Annotated in this window: 21 protein-coding genes, 4 tRNA genes, 1 pseudogene and 1 other annotated feature; of the genes and pseudogenes, 1 reads left to right on the plus strand and 25 read right to left on the minus strand. The window is 33.0% G+C overall.

All coding sequences use genetic code 11. The features are described 5' to 3' along the window. Nucleotides 1–30 precede the first annotated feature (30 nt). The 10 genes and pseudogenes from C5Q98_RS04850 to C5Q98_RS04890 all read right to left on the minus strand — a co-directional run bounded on the left by C5Q98_RS04850 (nt 31) and on the right by C5Q98_RS04890 (nt 10,420). Nucleotides 31–2,265 (minus strand): alpha-galactosidase, encoded by a 2,235-nt coding sequence (locus tag C5Q98_RS04850; RefSeq protein ID WP_106012542.1) that lies wholly within the window; start codon nt 2,263–2,265, stop codon nt 31–33. A 66-nt stretch (nt 2,266–2,331) separates the two neighbouring features. Further along, on the minus strand, nt 2,332–2,763 hold the full coding sequence (locus C5Q98_RS04855) for a hypothetical protein (protein WP_106012543.1): 432 nt from the start codon (nt 2,761–2,763) through the stop codon (nt 2,332–2,334). 93 nt (nt 2,764–2,856) lie between these two features. Continuing rightward, the gene (locus C5Q98_RS04860; protein WP_106012544.1) at nt 2,857–5,034 is read right to left on the minus strand and encodes a DUF2079 domain-containing protein; all 2,178 of its coding nucleotides are present in this window, start codon (nt 5,032–5,034) and stop codon (nt 2,857–2,859) included. Between the two features lie 171 nt (nt 5,035–5,205). Then, nucleotides 5,206–5,469 (minus strand): GlsB/YeaQ/YmgE family stress response membrane protein, encoded by a 264-nt coding sequence (locus tag C5Q98_RS04865; RefSeq protein ID WP_106012545.1) that lies wholly within the window; start codon nt 5,467–5,469, stop codon nt 5,206–5,208. Nucleotides 5,470–5,585: 116 nt separating this feature from the next. Beyond that, nucleotides 5,586–6,383, minus strand: a complete 798-nt coding sequence (locus tag C5Q98_RS04870) for an ABC transporter permease (protein WP_106012546.1) — start codon at nt 6,381–6,383, stop codon at nt 5,586–5,588. Beyond that, nucleotides 6,373–7,257: an ATP-binding cassette domain-containing protein gene (locus tag C5Q98_RS04875; protein ID WP_106012547.1), complete on the minus strand. Its 885-nt coding sequence runs from the start codon at nt 7,255–7,257 to the stop codon at nt 6,373–6,375. Before C5Q98_RS04875 ends, C5Q98_RS04870 begins: the two co-directional genes overlap by 11 nt. Before the next feature lie 126 nt (nt 7,258–7,383). Continuing rightward, nucleotides 7,384–8,934 carry a sensor histidine kinase gene (locus C5Q98_RS04880; protein ID WP_106012548.1) on the minus strand — a complete coding sequence of 517 codons (1,551 nt, stop codon included), beginning with the start codon at nt 8,932–8,934 and terminating at the stop codon, nt 7,384–7,386. A gap of 43 nt (nt 8,935–8,977) precedes the next feature. Next, nucleotides 8,978–9,190 (minus strand): annotated as a pseudogene (locus tag C5Q98_RS07815) (winged helix-turn-helix domain-containing protein); the annotation flags it as partial. A gap of 24 nt (nt 9,191–9,214) precedes the next feature. Continuing rightward, nucleotides 9,215–9,652 (minus strand): response regulator transcription factor, encoded by a 438-nt coding sequence (locus C5Q98_RS07820; protein ID WP_242967349.1) that lies wholly within the window; start codon nt 9,650–9,652, stop codon nt 9,215–9,217. A 129-nt stretch (nt 9,653–9,781) separates the two neighbouring features. Beyond that, nucleotides 9,782–10,420, minus strand: coding sequence for a thermonuclease family protein (locus tag C5Q98_RS04890; RefSeq protein WP_106012549.1), 639 nt, complete (start codon nt 10,418–10,420; stop codon nt 9,782–9,784). A gap of 206 nt (nt 10,421–10,626) precedes the next feature. Here C5Q98_RS04890 and C5Q98_RS04895 point away from each other — a divergent pair, with 206 nt between their 5' ends. Then, nucleotides 10,627–12,021 (plus strand): sodium-dependent transporter, encoded by a 1,395-nt coding sequence (locus tag C5Q98_RS04895; RefSeq protein WP_106012550.1) that lies wholly within the window; start codon nt 10,627–10,629, stop codon nt 12,019–12,021. Nucleotides 12,022–12,134: 113 nt separating this feature from the next. On the opposite strand, the gene pdxS is transcribed toward C5Q98_RS04895, so the two are convergent. From pdxS to C5Q98_RS04970, 15 genes are all read right to left on the minus strand, one after another. Continuing rightward, the gene (pdxS, locus tag C5Q98_RS04900) at nt 12,135–13,004 is read right to left on the minus strand and encodes a pyridoxal 5'-phosphate synthase lyase subunit PdxS (RefSeq protein WP_106012551.1); all 870 of its coding nucleotides are present in this window, start codon (nt 13,002–13,004) and stop codon (nt 12,135–12,137) included. A 172-nt stretch (nt 13,005–13,176) separates the two neighbouring features. Continuing rightward, nucleotides 13,177–14,700: an ATP-binding cassette domain-containing protein gene (locus tag C5Q98_RS04905; RefSeq protein WP_106012552.1), complete on the minus strand. Its 1,524-nt coding sequence runs from the start codon at nt 14,698–14,700 to the stop codon at nt 13,177–13,179. 303 nt (nt 14,701–15,003) lie between these two features. Continuing rightward, entirely contained in the window at nt 15,004–15,534 is a 531-nt protein-coding gene (locus tag C5Q98_RS04910) for a WapI family immunity protein (protein ID WP_106012553.1), read from the minus strand. 90 nt (nt 15,535–15,624) lie between these two features. Then, nucleotides 15,625–15,699: transfer RNA gene (locus C5Q98_RS04915), tRNA-Cys, on the minus strand. Nucleotides 15,700–15,748: 49 nt separating this feature from the next. Continuing rightward, nucleotides 15,749–15,824, minus strand: a tRNA-Gly gene (locus C5Q98_RS04920). Nucleotides 15,825–15,888: 64 nt separating this feature from the next. Further along, nucleotides 15,889–15,963 (minus strand) — tRNA-Glu (locus C5Q98_RS04925). Nucleotides 15,964–15,968: 5 nt separating this feature from the next. Continuing rightward, nucleotides 15,969–16,044, minus strand: a tRNA-Met gene (locus C5Q98_RS04930). Nucleotides 16,045–16,205: 161 nt separating this feature from the next. Then, nucleotides 16,206–16,580 carry a 50S ribosomal protein L7/L12 gene (gene rplL / locus C5Q98_RS04935; RefSeq protein WP_106012554.1) on the minus strand — a complete coding sequence of 125 codons (375 nt, stop codon included), beginning with the start codon at nt 16,578–16,580 and terminating at the stop codon, nt 16,206–16,208. Nucleotides 16,581–16,598: 18 nt separating this feature from the next. After that, the gene (gene rplJ / locus C5Q98_RS04940) at nt 16,599–17,288 is read right to left on the minus strand and encodes a 50S ribosomal protein L10 (RefSeq protein ID WP_158695714.1); all 690 of its coding nucleotides are present in this window, start codon (nt 17,286–17,288) and stop codon (nt 16,599–16,601) included. Nucleotides 17,289–17,299: 11 nt separating this feature from the next. Then, nucleotides 17,300–17,465, minus strand: a sequence feature (ribosomal protein L10 leader region). Nucleotides 17,466–17,509: 44 nt separating this feature from the next. Next, complete coding sequence (rplA, locus tag C5Q98_RS04945; protein WP_106012555.1) at nt 17,510–18,190, minus strand: 50S ribosomal protein L1; 681 nt, start codon at nt 18,188–18,190, stop codon at nt 17,510–17,512. A gap of 4 nt (nt 18,191–18,194) precedes the next feature. Continuing rightward, the gene (rplK, locus tag C5Q98_RS04950; RefSeq protein ID WP_106012556.1) at nt 18,195–18,629 is read right to left on the minus strand and encodes a 50S ribosomal protein L11; all 435 of its coding nucleotides are present in this window, start codon (nt 18,627–18,629) and stop codon (nt 18,195–18,197) included. A 115-nt stretch (nt 18,630–18,744) separates the two neighbouring features. Further along, a complete protein-coding gene (gene nusG / locus C5Q98_RS04955; protein ID WP_106013082.1) occupies nt 18,745–19,281 on the minus strand; it encodes a transcription termination/antitermination protein NusG in 537 nt (178 codons plus the stop codon). 230 nt (nt 19,282–19,511) lie between these two features. After that, a complete protein-coding gene (secE, locus tag C5Q98_RS04960) occupies nt 19,512–19,868 on the minus strand; it encodes a preprotein translocase subunit SecE (protein WP_106012557.1) in 357 nt (118 codons plus the stop codon). A 32-nt stretch (nt 19,869–19,900) separates the two neighbouring features. Next, complete coding sequence (gene rpmG, locus C5Q98_RS04965; protein WP_106012558.1) at nt 19,901–20,065, minus strand: 50S ribosomal protein L33; 165 nt, start codon at nt 20,063–20,065, stop codon at nt 19,901–19,903. 160 nt (nt 20,066–20,225) lie between these two features. Further along, entirely contained in the window at nt 20,226–21,026 is an 801-nt protein-coding gene (locus C5Q98_RS04970; RefSeq protein ID WP_106012559.1) for an MBL fold metallo-hydrolase, read from the minus strand. Nucleotides 21,027–21,039 lie beyond the last annotated feature (13 nt).

Consider the following 21,039-nt stretch of genomic DNA (forward strand, 5'->3'; position numbering starts at 1 on the left):
TCAACAAATCTTTGCTACTGCTATATGCCCCTATACTTTCTCCGCAATATAGCATACAGAATCGTAGTTTTGTCTGCCTCTCTCGACCAATATTCCTGCAACCATTAAGTCGAGTCCGCTATACACGCCACAATCAAATTCTTCAGAACCTTTGTATAGTGTTAGCTTATAATCACTGTCCTTGCATAAACCTTTCCATTTAATGCATTCAGCCAAGCCTGCTGCAGCTAAATCTTTATATACAACCGTTAAAATAGCTTCTGCTTTATCTGTTGCAACATTTTCCCAAGCTGTTACGTAGGTATTTTCATACGGATCAACAAGTCTGTAGTAGTCACCTTTTTGGACGGTCTCCCAGTGTTTATTATAGAAATCTATAAATTTCTTAGTAAACTCTTGCTCAGATTCTGACAATGTAGAAAGATCCATCTCATAACCGAATGCCCCTTGCAGAGCTGTAAAAGCTCTCGTACTAATTGGTGTCACACGATGGTTCTGATGATTTGGAACTGCTGATACGTGTGCTGAGATACTTGAGAGAGGATACACAAATGAGGTACCATGCTGAATTCTAGTTCTATCCAACGCATCTGTATTATCACTTGTCCAAATTTGAGGAGTATAGTAAAGCATTCCCAAGTCGAAACGGCCTCCTCCACCACTACATCCTTCTATCAATAAGTCAGGATAATTGTCTAAAAGATGTTGTAGGACACGATATACACCAAGTACATATCTATGTGATAATTCGCCTTGCTTTTCAGCTGGTAAACTATGACTATATAGATCGAATAGTGATCTATTCATATCCCATTTCAAGTAAGTAATATTTCCTGTTTGCAAGACATTATCAATTGCTGAAATTGCGAAGTCTTGAACATCTTTTCTGCTAAAGTCTAAAACCAATTGCACCCTAGATCTATTTGGTTCTCTTCCTGGAATTGCAAGCGCCCAATCAGGATGCGCTCTGTACAGGTCACTATCCTCGTTGACCATCTCAGGTTCCATCCAGATTCCGAAGTCCAAACCAAGTTCATTAACATCTTTTATCAAATCTTCTAAAGTACCACCAATTTTGGTTTCGTTTGGAATCCAGTCACCTAAACCAGATATATCTAAATCACGTTTACCAAACCAACCATCATCTAAAACGAGTAAGTCAAAGTTCAATTCTTTAGCTTTATTTGCTATTTCTATAATCTTATCTTTATCAAAATCGAAATAAGTCGCTTCCCAGTTATTGATTAGTACAGGTCTACGCTTATCGGACCATGAGCTTCTAATTAAATTATTATTAACCGCTCTATGAAGATTTCTAGATAATTCACCTCTACCTTCAGGACTGTAGCACATTGCTAATTCTGGTGTTTGGAAACTCTCACCATTTTTTAGTATCCAGCTAAAGTTGCTATCATCTAAACCTGCAACAACTCTTATTTGTCCTAATTGGTCTTTTTCACAAGATATATTGAAGCCTCCGCTATACACTAAGCTCAAACCATATACTTCACCCTTGTCTTCACAGGCTCCCTGTTCTTGTAAAAATAGGCTTGGGTTTTGTTGGTGACTTGATGTTCCCCTTGTACTTCTTATTTGGAAAATATTCTCACCTAACTCTACCTTAGATGCATTTCTTTCTTTTAAATGTCTTCCAGGGAAATTAATCAGTTCAAAATCTTTGTTAATAAAGTCTAGAGCTCCAGAAGCAATATTCTTTAATACTACTTCTTCATTTCCTAAGTTTGTTATCTTTGATGATCTTACGATCAAATCATACTCTGGGAAAATTGAATAATATAGTTCCAATTCTAAATCACTATATAAATCTTCTAATACGACTACGAGAGTCTCAACAGCTTCTTTGTTATCTGCTGATGTCCAGAAATGTGGCAAACCTTGCAATTCAGGTTGTCCTCCAATTATTTTATGATCCTTGTAGACAAAGTCAGTACCTCTCGCACCATTTTCCCAAACAAGATCTAAAGCATTAATTCTATAATCGCCTGTACCATGTTGTGGGAATTCTTGTGGCAGCAAATCCAAAGTGTAATCTCTATCGCCCTCTTTTGAAACATCTCCCGGATTTCCTGAAAAGCCCCTTCCTAGAACCTCAATCAAATATGAGTAATCTGCACCAGAAATTTTTCCCCCATACCAAGTATGCAAAAGTCTCTTGTACTTATCGACTTTCATCTGATAACTACTGTTATTTGTATTGAGTGTAAACGTCATCTGTTCCTTGTTTACAATAATATTTTGGCCCATAAGAACCTCCTACAATTATTTTTTCTAATCCTCATATACCCATTTTAAAAAGCATTAATGCTTATTTTACTTAATAAATTTAGCATAGCACTGATCACAAAGAGTCTTCATAAGATAGCCCTTTTTCCTTAATACTCCCTCAGCACCACAGCTTTCACAAACTTTGTTACTTTTGTTCTCGTACGCTTCTATGATTTTATCAATATCATTTCTAAGCTCTTGATTAACTGGACTATCTCCTTGTTTAAAAGAGTAGTACACCCTTAACTCTGCAAACTTTTCCTTAATCTGCAAGACTTCTAAGTCAACTGCTAACCCTGCTAGCTTATAACGATCCACAATCTCTTTGAACATCTCTTTCAATAATTCATACCAACCATCATCGCATTCAAAACCAAAAGCCAGATACAAATTATCTATTCTGTCTTCTCCCTGCTCTGAGTTCTCCTCTAAGAAAGGAAATTCTTTTACAAGTTTCTCTTCTAGTGCTTCTCTCATAAAACTCCTCCAATACAACTTCTTATATTATAAGGATTTCAGACTATGGTAGCAATAACAATACCATGACACTTATAGAAAAAAGTTAAGCTGTTATTCCATTAATTTATAAACAGAAATATAATCACCTGAAATGTCATCAAGCATATATTTTTCGTCAATTAACAGCTGTATATCATCTTCAAGAGTATTGATTTTAATCTTTGGCATCACAATATATCGAGGTAGCTGCTCACCTTCCTTATACTTATGATGATCTAAATCATACAAAAACTCAGTATCGGCAAGATATGTAGTAAAGAAAGGATCTGCCCAAATAATTTCATCTCTAGGTATTTTTGGCAAGACTTTGTCATACTCTTCTATCCTATAACTTGGTATCAACGCCTTTAGTATTGTTGAGCTGCGATTATTTAAGCAATAAACATTTATAATTACTGAAGCAGTTACCGCTATGATAAGTCCTAAGTCAATTAAATTATTTTTACTTATTAAAACTGAACTTATTCGCTTTGCCTTTCCTTCAGCATGTGAACTAAACTCATGAGATAGATCTTCTTTTTTATCAAATAAATTATCTGTAACTACAATCAAAGCAAGAATTATCAACATTAAATGCGATCCATAATTGTATTGGAAAAATAGCTCAAATTGATAGGCATAGTTGCTGCTTAAATTTATTATCAATAACGGCAAAAGCAATGCCAAACCCGAAAATCTTCTAATGAACAGCGGCAAAAATCCCATGAACATAAGAGTCAAAAATAAGAAGATAAATTTCCTTGGTAAAAATATTGTCAGCAAGTAAAAACTTGGATTGAAGATTAAAGTGAGTATTATTCCTGGTAAACCATACTTTTCATTTGGCATTAGGTTTGAAAATCTTCCCGACATATCACCTGTACCGAAGTTTCTCAGATATAGTATGTTCACTGTGAAAACTATTACCCCCACAACAATCATAAAAACAGCAAGTAAACGTGCTTTTTTATAATCTAACTTTGTAACCTTCTTATCCTTATATCCGATAAATAAGTAAATTGCTATGGCTACAAAGTAAATTACAGCATCTTCTTTTACACCCAGCAAAAGCAATCCGGAAATTATGATACCAATATAATTTCCTTTATAAATGAAGTAAATCAAAAACATTATGCATGGTGCCAGAAATATATTTTCATGGAAGTCATAATAATTAGAAAGCAAAAATGCTGGTTGCAATGAAAAAATTGCTCCGGCTAAAACTAATTTATAAGATCTTAAACCATATTCTTTTGCCAATAATAAGAAAGGAATCAATGCGATGTAAACAACAAAAATTTGGGATAATTGTAATGTCTCTGGATATGGGAACAATTTAAACAGCGGAACTAATAAATATAAAGTCGGCGAGACATGTATATTAAAGTGGCTTGTTTGAAAATCTCGTTCAACTGTACTTAACGGTTTCCCATTTCTAATAATACTGTGATACATTTGCGTAAATATACCCATATCATAAGTTGAAACAGAATACGATCTTAATCTAGCCCATAAGTATAGTTGAGTAGTAAGAATAATTAATAATGCTAAGACAGATAAAGTAATAGTCACTACCTTGAGTTTTTTATTTGAACTTTCTTTAGAAATATCAAGTTTCTCTTGTTTATTCGCTAAATATTTATAAGATACATATATGCAAAAAATAGTAAATACAATTAAAAATACTGCTAAAACATAAGTTTTTATTATTTGAATATCATACTTATATTCTGCAACTCCTGAGAAACTTTCCGGAAGAGAATTATCTTTTTGCCATAACTTCTGAATAAGTAATACTAATAAGATTGAGAAGCTAATGTTAAAAGCCTTACCCCAAGCCTTGTTGTAATATGCATACGATATTGCTATTAAACATAATCCAGCTACTAAATGCCAGAGATTAGTTTTTAGTGCAATAGTTAGTGCCCAGAACATAAAAGTTAGAACAGAAAAATACTTTTCTTTATTTTTTAATTCTGTTTTCGATTTTGCTAACTCAGGACGCTTATTTAATACTATTGTCTCTGTTAAATAAAGTAGAGATAATATTAAACAGTATAAAGAAAACTGAAAAAAAGCAAAATTTGGATTAAATAATTTAGCACTTAAATCTGATATTTGTAAACCATAGATAAATAATACAAGAGCTTGCAACAAAAAGTACGCTTGGATAAACAGTTCACCTCTGAATCCAAGTTTAGTACCTCTATTACTAATATAAACATTATTATGAGAACTTCTGCTATCCATTTTATCCTCTACAAATGTATTTTTGGTATTATTATAACAGATGAAATCTAAATTAAAGGTTAAGCAAAACTAAAAATTTATCTTCTAAATAAACAATGCCGCAAGCTAAATGCTAAATAGTCATGCGGCACTTTTCTTATTTCAAGATTAATTTAATACTCAATAATGACTTTATTTAATCAATTTTCGTATCAATCCTAAAATTACTAGCAGAATAACTGCACCTAGGGCAGCAGTTAAAATACCTAGAATACTAAATGCGTTAGGGTCACTTTGTCCGAAGAATCTTAGTACATAACCACCGATGAAACTACCAATAATACCGATTACTACGTTACCTACTAGACCATAACCGCCATCTCTATTCATGACTAAACTTGCTAGCCATCCTGCTACACCACCAACTATAATCCATGCCAAAATATTAATTAACATAATATTTCCTCTCTTTCCTATCTTTATATTAAAGATACTTATGTTTATACTAACGAAGTTTTGTTAAACTTATGATATCCATGTAACATTATTAATTAAGTTTTAGTTAAGAAACTTTAACGCATCTTCACATTCTGTTTTCTATTCTTATTCAAGTAATTTCCTAATACTAGCAATAATACCGATATACTTCCCATAAATATTAGCGATTGAATAAGTGGAATATAGTTATAAGATGTATTTTTCCATAATTTCAAAATGTCTTCATTTGCGAAATATGTAAACGGTAGTAACTTAGAAATCCAACGTATTTGACTTGGGAACTTATCTACTGATAAGCCCATCATTCCGCTAAAGAACAACATAAAGAAGTACAAAACCATTGTAATTGCATAAGTGACTCCAAATTTTTTAAATATATTGGCTATGGCATGAGCCATTGTGAAAAGAATTGCACACTCAATTAAAACTAAAGCAAAAAATTTAAGTGTCCCAGCTAAACTATAAACTTCCCACCCCAAGCCAACATAAGTCGCTATAAAGTAAATTATAAATGCAAGTAGTAAAAATCCAAGTTGAGATAGCATTTTACTAATTAAGATTTCCTTCTGTTTAAAAGAAAATAATTTTAATCTGAGAAGTATTTTGTTTTCTAACTCTTGAGAATATAAGGCACTATGTCCCATAAATATAGATGCCATTGGAATTACTTGAAGAAATCCTAAACTTATTCCTGTTGAAACTTCTTTAGGATCAATAAAATTAGACATTGATTTTACTTCGCTGATCACCTGATTACCAATAACTAAAGCTAAAAATATAGGAAATACTACACCTAGCATTGGTATGTACCATGACCCTAGTAAGTTTTTAAATTCATATTTAATCAGACGTGATAATTTATCATTTTTCATAATTCAAGCTCCCGTTATTTTGCTTATATTGACGAATGGCGTTGAAGCTCATTAACTCAATATCATTATTTGTTTTCTTGAAATTTATATTTTTCTCTATCAGAACTTGGCTTATTACAGTAGACTCTTCCTCATTATCAGCTCTGAAGGCCGTAATATGTTCTGGAGAATAAAGTTTTTTGAATACATCTAGCTCCGGAATATAATTTTGTGTATTAATAATGAAGGCGTTATATCCACAATATTTTTCAAAAAGTTCTACTTTGTCACCGAAACAAATAAGTTTACCATGGTCTAATAAAAGAATTTTGTCTGCCAGGAGTTCTAATTCCTCATAATAATGAGTTACATAGCAAATAGTTGTTCCTTTGTCTTCGTACCATCGCATCAACAACTCAACTAGATCCTGACGAGTCTCATAATCTAATCCAGAAGTCACTTCATCAAAGAGAACCAAACTTGTTTCTTGATATAGCACTAGAATAAGAGTCAATCTTTGTTTTTGACCTCCGGATAGATGTTTGAATTTTTTCTTCAAAGAATCTTGGAAAGAGAAAAACTCAACTAGTTCTTTAAGTTTCTCATCTGACTTCCAATCGCTACCTGTTACTAATTCGATGATTTCAGCAACATTTACGTTTTCAGAATAGTTATTATCTTGCATATGAACAGATATATTATCTTTAGAATCTCTGAAACTAATATTGCCGGAATAATTAACTAAATCAAGAATAGCTTTAATTAAAGTACTCTTCCCTGCGCCATTGCTTCCAATAATGCCTATCTTATCCGCATCTTCAATATATAGTTCTTGATCAATATCTAACGCTAGTAAATCGCCATACTTAACTTTTAAATTATTAATCTTAAGCATTCTGTCCTCCTATAACTTTTATAATTTAATCTTAAATAGCTTATGTGGATATTTTATGTAGAAGATGTGTTTTTTAGGAGATATTTATCTAAAAAAGACGCTTATGATAATAAATATATGAAAACATTATGAAAAATTAATTCTACTGGTTACAATATTATCCTCTAAAAAAACATCCAAAGAATATCCCATAATTTTCGCATAATAATTAGAAAAATAAAGACCTAATCCATTTCCCGAGCTGCCACTACTTACAAATGGTTCAAATATATGGTTAAAAATTTCTTCATTAGCAACTTCAGTTTTGTTTTGTAGCTCTAATTTGTGTGAATCTAATTCAATTAATATTGTGCTACCTTCTTGGGCATATTTGATTGCATTTTCAATTATATTCTCAGTTATTTTCTGAATATAATTTAAATTGCTTGTAATACTTGCATTTCCAGAAAATTCAATATGTAGCTCACGTTTGTCGATAACACTGAACCATCTATCTATTAAATTCTCCACCAAAGCTCGCATATCAATTTCTTCTTTGTTAGAAATATCTACACTCAATAAATCTTGATTCATATCTAGAAGTTCATCGATAATAAATCTCATATTAATTAATTCATTCTTTACTTTTGGTAGGTAAATTGAGTGATCTTTATATTTACCAATATCGCCGATCATGCCTTCTATCAAAAGCAATGAAACAGTAATAGGAGTCTTAAGCTGATGAGAACTTGCCTGCAAGAATACTTCTCTACTTTTCATATCCTGTTTAAGCCTCTCATATTGCTCACTTAACCTTAAATATAATTCATCGATATCATTAGCTAGTATTTCAAATTCATCATTAGTCTTTAGAGGTAGAGGCATTATAGAACCAGCTTTATCAAGAGGCATATTAATCATCTCATTAGTGTGACTGGTGATCTTCTCTATAGGTTTAACTATTCGATTAGAGAACCACAATGTAGATAAAATAATAATTACCAGTATTACTGCAATAATGACCGGAATATTCATAAGTATAATTGGAACTATCTCATCTATAGACCCTGCTACTGCTGAATATGCAGTTACTATAATCTTATTATTTCTATAAGTTACTACTAAATTATTGGCATAGTCATTTCCGTCAATTTTGGTTCTCGCTGAATTTAAACTTGTATCATTTGATAATCTAACAAAATTATACTGTGTACTATCTTTATCAATGTTTAGTGGTTGAAATTTAAAACTATTAATTTTAAATAATTTAGTTTCTGACTCATCAATAAAATCTTGTATATTAATATCCTCGAGTTCATCCCAAGTACTAACATCTTCAGCTTTAGCTATTTTTTTTAGGTTAGGAGTAATTTTAGCAACTATTTCTTTTAGTCTCTCATCCTTAAGTTCAAGAACCCCAGAAAAGTTCAAATTATAATAATATATTTTATCTAAGTCTTTTTCATCAATGCTAATAGTTGTCGTAAATACGGAGGAATTTGCCTTTGCGTTATCACTATCATATTCATTATTCTCTAAAAACTCCATATGCCTTTGGGTAAGCAAATTGGCCTGTCTTTCATAAGAATATTCCACGTACAAAGATGGTAAAAATATTATCAAATACAAAACTATAAATACTATTATTAATGCTGCCAGTGAAAGAGTATATATAAATGTTTTCCTTGATAAATTCATTAGTTTGAACCTCTCTTTTATTCATATTTCATGCCTAAATTCATTATTCTTTGTACTGATAACCTGCACCCGTTATGGTTTTAATACAATTGATTGGTAATTTTTTGCGCAAGTTTTTAATATGTGAATCTATAACTCTGTCACTTCCGAAATAATCGCCTTGATAAACATAAGTAATAATTTCTTCTCGAGAAAATACTTTTGATGACCTACCCATTAATAATTCTAGAATTTGGTACTCAGTTAGCGTTAAGTTTAAATTTTCACCATTATAGTAAGCTTAATACTCTTCATTTTCTAGTACTAAACCCTCTGATTTAACACTTTCGTCAGAACTAACTCTTCTTAAAATAGTTTCAATTCTTTTAAGCAGAAGAATTGGTGAAAATGGTTTACTGACGTAATCATCTGCATAATAATTAAAAGCTTGCAACTGACTTTGTTCATCGTTCAAGGCAGATAACATAATCACAGGTACTGAGGCTCTATTATTTTTGATATACTGCAAAACTTCCATGCCAGAAACTCCAGGTAACATGATGTCTAGTATTGCTAAATCTATTGAAGTATCATCGATAATATCAAATGATTCTTCTGCATTACTAGCCTCTACAACTTCATACCCTGCAAGCATCAGGTACTCAGCAACTACCTCTCTTATTTGCTCTTCATCTTCTAATAGAAGAATTGTTTTTTTATCACTAGTCTTTAATTCCATTTACACACTCCAAACTCAATCTCAAAAAGCATAGATAGAAATTACACCCTTATTATAAAAAACACTTATGGATATTTTGTGGAGAAATTATTTATTAATCCTTTATACATTTCATGAAATTGTATTTTACTAATTCCTTTTACTCCACAGGCCCAAATCTTCTTCTCTAGCTTCTTTATTAAAATCTCTTAAAAACTTATGATATTTGACATCTGGCGGGAAGGTAACCAATTTTGCATAACCATCTGCTAGCAATTTTGCATTTACCATATGATTGGCTAAATCAGTTTTTGTAATATTATCGAAGTCAACATTATCTACTGCTGATTCCAACCAAACATATCTCAACAATCTGTTGTATTGATCTCTGTCTGAAACATCTTTCTCTAGATAGACTGTTTTTCCATAAATTAAATCATGCAAATATTCACTTGCTTCTTCAGCGTAAAATTCAGCTTCTCTAAACTCACTTGCCAATTCAGGAGCATCAACTCCAATAATTCTCAGTTTCTCAATCCTACCGTCAGCAAATTTGACATGCACAGTATCTCCATCCACATGCTTGACTACCTGAACTTTCTCTAAATTATTGCTGTCTAACTTGCTAGTGTTGGCTCTGTTATTGAATAAACTACTTACAGTTGGAATTAGAAAAGCTAATGCAATAATTATTACTGACACTATTTTGCTTTGATTATTAAAATTATTATGTTTTTGTGGTTTGTGCTTGGTTTTATAATTTACCTGAGGGCCTTTATAATTGTTCATTACATATACTCCAATATATTTATTTACTCAAATTTAAGTATATCAAATATCAAATAGTCATAGATTTTCAGATGGAGTTAATTTGCATCCTTACTACTGTTCTCAACGAAAATATTAATAAATCATGAACATTAAAATTCATATTATGCTACACTTGTTGGAAGCATTTAGAAGCAGTACAACGTATCTGCTTTTTAGGAGGAAATATGAACGAAAACAAAGACAAATTTTCATCCAACTTTGGATTTCTGATGGCATCAATAGGTTCGGCAGTTGGTTTAGGTAATATATGGGGATTCCCTTATAAAATGGGAATGAACGGGGGGTTCACCTTTCTTATAGTTTATCTACTACTTGTTTTCACCGTGGGTCTTCCATTGATGATGGGAGAAATTGCCTTGGGTAGGAAAAGTGAAAAAGGTGCAATCCAAGCATACAAAACTTTTTCTCCAAAATTTAAATTTGTTGGTTGGTTTAATGTAATCGCTCCTTTCCTACTATTATGTTTTTATGTTGTTTTTGGTGGTTATATTCTTAAATATCTAATAGCAAATTTAAAAAACTTATTCTCAGCTGGTTCCTCAAAAATAGCTGTTACTCATACTGGAGCTTTTTTTGAAGAGTTCATATCTGCCGGAACAGAACCAATGATTTATGCTTGGATTTTCCTTGCAGTTACATTAATTATAGTTTCCCTGGGTGTATCTGGTGGTATTGAGAAGTTCTCAAATTTTGCAATGCCTACACTAACTATTATGTTAATAATAATTGTAATTCGTGCCTGTACTTTAGAAGGTGCCGGAGAAGGTTTAAAATTTATATTCAAACCTGACGTTTCAAAATTTGAAGGCCTAGGTTTCTTAGAAGTTTTTGCCGCAGCTGGAAGTCAAATGTTCTTCTCTTTGTCATTATCATCAGGAGCGATAATTGCTTATGGATCTTACTTAAGCAAAAATAGCAATATTGAGAAAAATGCGGCTATAATAACATTATCTGACGCCATAATTTCTATATTTGCTGCCTTAGCTGTCATGCCTGCAGTTTTCGCTTTTGGACTAGAGCCACAAGCCGGTCCTGGTTTATTATTTGTATCCTTGCAAGCTGTTTTTAATGACATGGGAACTACTGGCCCACTATTTGCTAGCATTTTCTATCTACTTGTATTATTTGCTGCTTTGACTTCATCAATAGCTATGACAGAAGGTTTCTTATCCTCAATTCTAGATGCACAAGTAGCTCGTGGCAAAAAGCCTAACCGTAAATTAGTTTCTGCATTGGTTTACCTTGCAACTGTATTAGGATCTAGTTTGATTTCATATGATGCATTAGGTAATTCAAACTTACATCATCCATTTGGATTATCTACTTGGTTAGACTTTTTTGATCTTCTAGCCGAGGGAATTTTAATGCCTTTAGGTGGCTTATGTTTAGCAATTATGCTTGGCTGGTTTTACCCAACATCTTTAGATGATGAATATGCTCAAGGAAGTAAGTTCAAGAGCAAAAACCTCTACAGATTCTGTATTAGATATATTGCTCCACCAGTTTTATTATTAATAGTTATAGTTCAATTAAATGCATTCTTTGGATTTATCTCTTAGTTAAACTATAATATAGTTAAATCAACTGCATCTCTAAAACAAATAAAAAGCCTGAATAATTTATATTATTCAGGCTAAATTTATGTCTAATATGTTTGTAAGTTGAGTATTAACTATATACCTCTGTTTGCCATCAAGACCTCAATCTCATCTTCATTTAAGCCAACCATAGCTTCACCTAAATCTTCAGATAATGCAGCGATCTTATCGAAGTCAAATGGATTTTTAACTGTTTCAACAATTGCTTTCGCACGTTTAACAGGATTACCTGACTTGAAGATACCTGAACCAACGAACACACCTTCTGCTCCAAGATGAACCATTAAGCAAGCATCAGCTGGAGTAGCTACACCACCTGCTGAGAAGTTAAGTACTGGCAATCTCTTGTGGTCATGAACATATTTAAGCAATTCATAAGGTACACCTAGTTCTTTTGCCTCATTGTAAAGCTCATCTTCACGTGCAGCTGCAATTCTAGCAATATCGCTGTTGATCATACGCATATGACTTACCGCTTGAACTACGTCACCTGTACCAGCTTCACCCTTAGTTCTAATCATTGCAGCACCCTCGTTGATACGACGCAAAGCTTCTCCCAAGTTTCTTGCACCACAAACAAATGGTGTATTAAATTTCTTTTTGTCAATGTGATAAATATTATCTGCAGGAGAAAGGACTTCACTTTCATCAATAAAATCAATATTGATCGCTTCTAGTAGTCTTGCCTCAATAAAATGACCAATACGGCATTTAGCCATTACAGGAATGCTAACAGCATCTTGGATCTCTTTGATCATCTTTGGATCACTCATTCTTGAGACTCCACCTGCAGCTCTAATATCAGCTGGAATACGTTCTAGTGCCATAACAGCAGCAGCACCTGCTTCTTCTGCTATTTTAGCTTGTTCTGGTGTAGTAACGTCCATGATTACCCCACCCTTTAGTTTATTCATTAATTCTTCTAATTTCTTATCTTGATACATTGTGTTTCCTCTTTTCTATTTCTTTTCTCTCTTCTCTTTAAACATCTGCAATAATCTTATTGCAAAATTCATTCCCTATTGAATCCTATCCTATTATAGCAATTATTTCGTCGTTATTATACTCCTCTAAATTACTAAATGAATATAGTTTTTTGTTTTAATATTTCATTGCCTATCTTACCCTATGCAATCCATCTGCATCTAATTCGTAGACTTTCGAAAACACCTCATTTATAAACCGTCTGTCATGTGAAACTGCAATAATACAACCACTATAATTACTCAAGGCCTCGATAATCTCTGGTTGTGATAATGGTGAAAGATTTCTCGTAGGTTCATCAAGAACTAGAACTTCGGCTTTATCCATAATCATTTTTGTAAAAAACACTTTCGCTTTTTGACCACCAGATAATTTACCAATTTCACGCAACATATCCTCTCGTTTAAACTTAAGACTACCTAAAATAGTCGATATTTCTGTATGTTCAGACTTGGTACCATTTGAAGCCAAAAAATCAATAGCGTTGCTATCATAGTCTATAAGTTCTTCGTAGTTTTGTGGCATATAACCCACCTTCAAATTCAAGTTTCTTAGTTTATCAATCAAGGTCTTAAGTAATGTAGATTTTCCGGCTCCATTTTTCCCTATAATACATAATTTTTCTGGACCTATAATTTCTAAATTTATATTTCTTGCTAAAACTTTTTTACCTGCTCGCAACTCTGGTAAAGAAATATCTAGAATAACCTTTCCATTTGGAACAATGATCTCATCATCAAACTTTATATCTATAGCTTCTTCATAGTCAGGAACTTTGGTAAGTCTACTTTGTTCTTTACTCATATTTCTTTCCATAGACTTAACCGAACGCATTTTATCTTTTAAATTTTTGCCCTCTATATCATTTTTTGTGCCTCTTAAAGCATGCTGCACTGAGTCATGCAATCTTCTAAACCTTTCTTGCTTCTTAGAAAACTCTTCTTGTTCCTTATTAGCTCTTTTTGTCTCATTCTCAATAAAAATATCTCTGTTATTAACATAGTCATTATATCTGCTGTTAACAATAGTATGCTTAACCTGAGTCCGTCTGTAGATCAACTCCAAATGAACAATACGGTTTGCAACATTACTTAGTAATTCATTATCATGTGACACAAATATTAAGGGTATATCAAGCTCTTGCATAAATCTTTCCAACCACTGCACAGACTCAAGATCCAAGTCATTACTAGGTTCATCTAAGAGCAAAAGTGTTGGTTGTTTTAGCATTTCTACTAAGAGCAGAAATTTAATTTTCTCTCCACCCGATAAAGTACCTAACAGCACTTCGCTGGCTATTAGACTTTCGTCCAATGATATTTCACTTAACAATCTATAAAACAAGTTGTAATCGAAGTAGGTGGTATCGATCGTGCTATGCAGATAATCCAAGGTCGAAGTTTCATAATACTCATCAGCAAGAGTCTGTGGTAAATATCCAATAATCTCATTGTTGCTTGAAACCTCTCCCCTTATAGCACAAAACTCCTCTACCTCCTCAGGCCTTGCAATAGTTTTGAGAAGTATTGATTTACCATTACCTTCTTCACCAATCAAAGCAAGTTTATCCCCTTCTCCAATATTTAAAGAAAAATCCTCAAACAAAACTCTATTATCTTCACGCAAAATTATTGTTAAATTTTTAATTTGTAACATAAACCCTCCATATGTTCATATACAAGGATGTATGCCATAACAGAAATAAAACTGCTAGTTAGATTCTTCATAATAAAAAGCAGACATTAAAACATTTAAAACAGAAATGAAATAATAAATTTCACAATATGGCATACAAAAAACTAACCCAAACGGGTAATCAACAGTACTAAAAAAATCTCCATATTGCTTATTTATTCACTATTACACTTCTCCTTGAAATTAATTTCTTACAGAATTATAACACAAAAAAAGAAGAGAACAAAAAAGAATAGTAAATATTCTTTTTGCCCCCTAATTTTTTCAAATAAACAAATACCTCCTAGATATCATTTTCTGTATATCCTCACTATCCACATCTATTTTCTCAGTAACAAGCATTAAATATTTATGAAGCATCTCTATATCTTCTCGGTCCATGCATAAAGATAAATAATTAGCTGTCAGACCCCCATTCCAAAAGCTTACTCTCAAATCCATTATAATATCTTGTATAGGATCTGCTTCCGGGCTAATATATAAAAGGTTAGGATCATCTCTTACATCTCTTTTTGGGTACAAAATAAATTCTATATCTGGCTCTGCAAATCCTAATACTGCTGCATTCATAAATTCATCATTTAAAAATCTTGATAAAGCAGATTGCAAATCATCAACCTCATCTGACAAAAGTAATTGTTGTCTATCCACTACATAATCTAACCATTCGCCTGATTGGTAATTCATAGAAACATTACACCAGTCTTCAGGGTAGTCACTTCTATCTTCAAGTTGAGTATAATTGGTAATCTCCAACTGAAAATTAATACCATCCAAGTCGAGTTTCAACCACATATAATGCCCTCCAAATTTACTTGTTCTGAAATAATAAGATAATAATATAGTAAAAGAAAAACCCATAACCATCAAGGTTATGGGTTATATTGGAGGCACCGATCGGATTTGAACCGACGCATAAAGGTTTTGCAGACCTCTGCCTTACCACTTGGCTACGGTGCCAAAATAATCATTTAAAATAAAAGAGTCGAAGCTAGCTGCTCCGACTCTTTGGAGCGGGATAAGGGACTCGAACCCTCAGCTTTCACCATGGCAAGGTGACACTCTACCAATTGAGTTAATCCCGCAGATTGTAGAAAAATTATACTACATTATTCTACAATTATCAATTATTAACTTTAAAGTTAATGTTGGTGACCCGTACGGGAATCGAACCCGTGACTCCACCGTGAAAGGGTGATGTCTTAACCTCTTGACCAACGGGCCAAATTTGGTAGCGGTAATTGGATTTGAACCAACGACACTTCGGGTATGAACCGAATGCTCTAGCCACTGAGCTATACCGCCATATCTACCAGCAGTTAACTTCAGAATCCGCTGCCGTTTGAACAGTGCCGATATATATTACCAATACTGTTATAACTTGTCAAACGCTTTTTCTAAAAATTTTACTATATTCTGGTAAATATTTTTAACCAATTAAATGCTTATAAAAGAGTAAAAATTAATTACTTAATTTCAACTTTAGCGCCTACTTCTTCAAGTTTTGCCTTGATGTCTTCAGCTTCTTCTTTTTCTACATCTTCTTTAATTACGCTTGGTACTCCATCAACTAATTCCTTAGCTTCTTTTAGACCCAAGCCTGTAATTTCACGAACAACTTTAATAACTTTAATCTTAGAGTCACCAAAGTCTGTCATTGTTACAGTAAATTCTGTTTGTTCTTCTGCTGCTGCACCACCTGCTGCTCCTGGAGCTGCTACTGCAACTGCTGCTGCTGAAACACCAAATTCTTCTTCGATTGTTTCAACTAATTCGTTTAGTTCAATTACGTTTAATTCTTTAATAGAATCTAAAATACTTGTAATTTTTTCACTTGCCATTTTATATTCCTCCTAAAATTATTCAGCGTTATCTTCTGCTGTTTCTTCTGCATCTGCAGATTCTTTTTCTTCTTTATTTTCTTCAGTAGCCTCTACTGCTTCTTCAGTAGTTTCTGCTTCAGCTTCTACTTTTTCTTCTGTAGCTTCTACCTTTTCTTCAACATCAGCTGTATCAGCTTTTACTTCTACTACATCAGCTGCTGTTTCAGCTCCTTGTTCTGTAATTTTTTCAGAAAGAGCTTTACTTAACATTGCCAAGCGTGTGAATGGCCATGCAATACCTCTTGCTAAGCGTGCATGTAATTCTTCTACTGCTGGTACGTTTGCTAATGCGCTCAACTCACTTAGACTTAGTACAGCACCATCGCTTGCACCTGCTTTTAGTGAGTAAAGTTCTACTGATTTACTAAAATCGTTTAAAACTTTTGCTGGAGCTACAACGTCATCACTATATGCAATAGCTGTTGGTCCAACAAATGAATCAGCTAATTCAGGCAAACCTGCTTCTTCAACTGCTCTTCTACCTATATTGTTTTTTACAACTCTATAAGTAACACCAGCTTCACGTAATTTACCACGTAATTCTGTATCTTGAGCAACAGTTAAACCTAGATACTCTGCTAAAACAACAGTTTGAGCATTCTTAATTTCTTCTGCTAATTCTGCTACTTGAGCTTCTTTAACTTTTAGAATTTTATCACTAGCCATTTTTACCTCCTTATATTATTAAAAAATCCTCATGCCCATAGGACATGAGGATAGAATCAAAATCAACAGCACATGAATTTAAAATTCTCTGGCTATACAGTTAGTTTCGATACTTACCTCGGTAGGAATAAGTTATGCTTTCGCTCCTACTGTCTCGGGCACTTGAGTATTATCTTTTATTATTTTTATTTTGTCAAGTAATTATTGAATACTTAACCTAATTAGTTATTTAATAGTAATGATGGTCCCATTGCTGAGCAAACATATACTGATTTAATATATTGTCCTTTTGCTCCTGCTGGTTTAGCACGTACTACTGCATCTTTTAGAGCGTTGAAGTTTTCTTCTAATTGCTCTGCTGAGAAAGAAGCTTTACCAATAACTGTATGCAAGATATTTGTTTTGTCCAAACGGAATTCAACTTTACCTGCTTTTAGTTCTTGAACTGCTGTCTCAACGTCAGCTGTAACTGTACCTGCTTTAGGGTTTGGCATTAAACCTTTAGGACCTAATACACGTCCTAATCTACCAACTACACCCATCATATCTGGTGTTGCTACTATAACATCGAAGTCAAACCAGTTTTCTTTTTGAATTTTTTCAGCTAGATCATCACCACCAACGAAGTCTGCACCAGCTGCTTTAGCTGCATCAGCTTGAGCACCTTGAGCAAATACTAAGATTTTTACATCTTTACCTGTACCGTGTGGCAATACTACTGTTCCACGAACTTGTTGATCTGCGTGTCTTGAGTCAACACCTAGTTTAACGTGTACTTCAATAGTTTCATCAAACTTACTTGTTGCTGTCTTTTTTACCAAATCAAAAGCTTCTGAAGCATCGTAACTATCTTGAGTTAGGAGTTCTAAAGCTGCTTGGTATCTTTTACCTTTTTTAGCCATATTATTACTCCTCTTCTTCTACTTTAATTCCCATGCTTCTAGCTGTACCTGCAACTAAGTTCATTGCTGCTTCAATGCTAGCTGCATTTGTATCTACCATTTTGGTTTCAGCTATTTCACGTAATTGTGCACGTGTAATTGTTGATACCTTTTCTGTTTTAGGATTACCTGATCCTTTTTGCAAATTCAAGGCTTTCTTCAACAATGTTGGAACCGGTGGAGTTTTAGTTATAAAGGTATATGAAGCATCAGTATAAACAGTAATAACAACAGGTGTTAACATACCTGGTACTTGTTTAGCTGTCTTATCATTAAACTCCTTTATAAATTGTGGTATTGAGATACCGTTTTGTCCTAAAACTGGTCCAACCGGTGGAGCTGCTGAAGCTTGTCCTGCAGGAATTTGCAATTTGACAATATTTTTAACTTTCTTGGCCATTCTGCCACCTCCCAATTTTTTTGAGAATTGCTTCTCATTTTTTATCTTGCTTTGCAAGATTTTAAGCTTTATTAATGTAAATAATTTACATTGCTTACTAATTTATATCCGTTAACTACAAACTCATAACCTGTGTAAAATCTAATTCTACTGGTGTCTCACGTCCAAACATTGAAACTGATAGTAGAACTTTTTTCTTCTCGTAGTTAACTTCTTCAACCAATCCAATGAAACTTTCAAGAGGACCATTGATAATCTTAACTGAGTCACCTACTTCGTAATCTACATCAGGTACCCAATCTGTCTCAACACCCATCATTGCTAGTTCATCATCTCTTAATGGAACTGGTTTTGAATTTGGTCCGACGAAACCTGTAACACCTTGTACATTTCGTACAATATACCAGATATCATCATTCATGCGCATCTTAATCAGAACGTATCCAGGGAAAATTTTTCTGTTTAAAGTTTTCTTCTTACCTTCTTTAATTTCAACGACTTCCTCTTCAGGAACCTCAATTTCAAAAATAAAGTTATGCAAATCTCTATTTTCAACAATTTGCTGTAATGTTCTCTTAACTTTATTTTCATAACCTGAATATGTATGAATTACATACCAACGAGGTTGATCTGGATCATATTCATCATGCATTGCCGCTGTACTAATTACATCTTCTGTTTCATTTTCAGATTCTTCAGACTCAGTATCTTCTGAATTTCCATCAAGATTTTCAGCTTCACTTGCCTCTGTAAGTTCATTCTCTTGATTTTCTTCTGATTGTGAAACAGCATCAGCAACAAGTTCTTCACTTGTTTCAGTAAAATCTTCATTATCGTTCATTAAATTCATATCTAATAACATCTGTTTCACCTCTCCTCAAATTAAGATTTCTCAGATTCAGAAGTAGTCTCTTTCGCTTCTGTCGTATTCATTGAAGTCTCTTCTGACTTATTATCTTCATTTTGCTCAACAACTGTTGTACTTGAACTAGGTAATGTTTGATTTGTTTGAGCTGTATTGAAACCTAATAAACCTAACAAAGATACCATTATAGAATCAACAATAAATACTAATAAAGTAACCAACAGCACAATGACAATTACTGTTACAGTTGTTTTTGCAACTGTTGGTTTATCAGGCCAGATAACTTTCTTAATTTCACCAGTTAATGATTTAAAGAAATTTTTAATTTTAGCAAAAAAACCATTTTCGTTTTGATTTTTATCTTTCTTAGCCATACTAAGCTCCTTTCCTCGAAACTATTCCTTAATTACTTAGTTTCTTTATGAAGAGTATGTTTACGGCAGAAAGCACAATGCTTATTCATTTCTAAACGATCTGGATGAATTCTCTTATTTTTTCTAGTTGTATAATTTCTACGTTTGCATTGATCACAAGCTAAAGTAATAATTTCTGCTGTACCTGTCTTTGCCATTGTTTATACCTCCAAAGTTAATTTTACTCATAAAAAATAAAGCCTGTCTCGCAGGCGGACTAAATTATATCACAGGGTTTTGAGTCCTGTCAATCTAGAACTATTGATATTAATGCATTTTAGGCCATTTGGCAAGCAATTAATATTTTTTTATCTACATTTAAAACATTTGCCACAAACTGGGTTCGTATCGTGGTGCTATTGTTAAAGAATAATCTTTTCCATTTACTAAACCTAAGTCAAATAAATATGAATTTATATAATCATAAGCTAAGTTAGGTATATTATTATTTTTACTTAAGTGAATTAAAACAATTCTTCTCGTTCCGGATTTTATTAACTCACTTGCAGCAATAGCAGACTGTTCATTAGAAAGGTGACCATAATGTGAGCTCACTCTTTTCTTTAGTGGCCAGGTGTAAGGTCCATTCCAGAGCATATCTACATCATAATTTGCCTCTAGAAAAATGAGGTCGCTACCCACAAGTTCTTTGATCATATACTCTGACAATATACCTGTATCAGTTACTACTGAAATAATAGAATCTCCAGTATCAACTTTATATGCTACTGGAGAAATCGCATCATGAGAAACTTGAATTGCTTTACAAGTAAACTTATCAACTTCAAAAGCTTCTCCAATATTAATTCTTCTAAAATCAATAAGTTCAGAACTTTTCATTAAAGTCTTGGCCTTACGAATGGTAAGTTCATTGGCATATACTGGAATTTTGTACTTTCTTGCAAAAACAGAAATTCCAGCAATATGATCACTATGTTCGTGGGTTATCAAAATCCCTTTAATTACATAAGGACTAATTTTCTGTCTTCTAAGGTTCTCTTCTAGGCGTTTACAAGATACACCAATATCAACTAAAATCCCTGATTTTTCTTTGCCAATAAATATTGAATTTCCTGAGCTTCCACTATATAGAGTGCAAGCTCTCGTATTTAAATTCACTAAACAACTTACT

It is taken from the genome of Fastidiosipila sanguinis, from assembly GCF_002998295.1.
Lineage (GTDB): Bacteria > Bacillota > Clostridia > Saccharofermentanales > Fastidiosipilaceae > Fastidiosipila > Fastidiosipila sanguinis.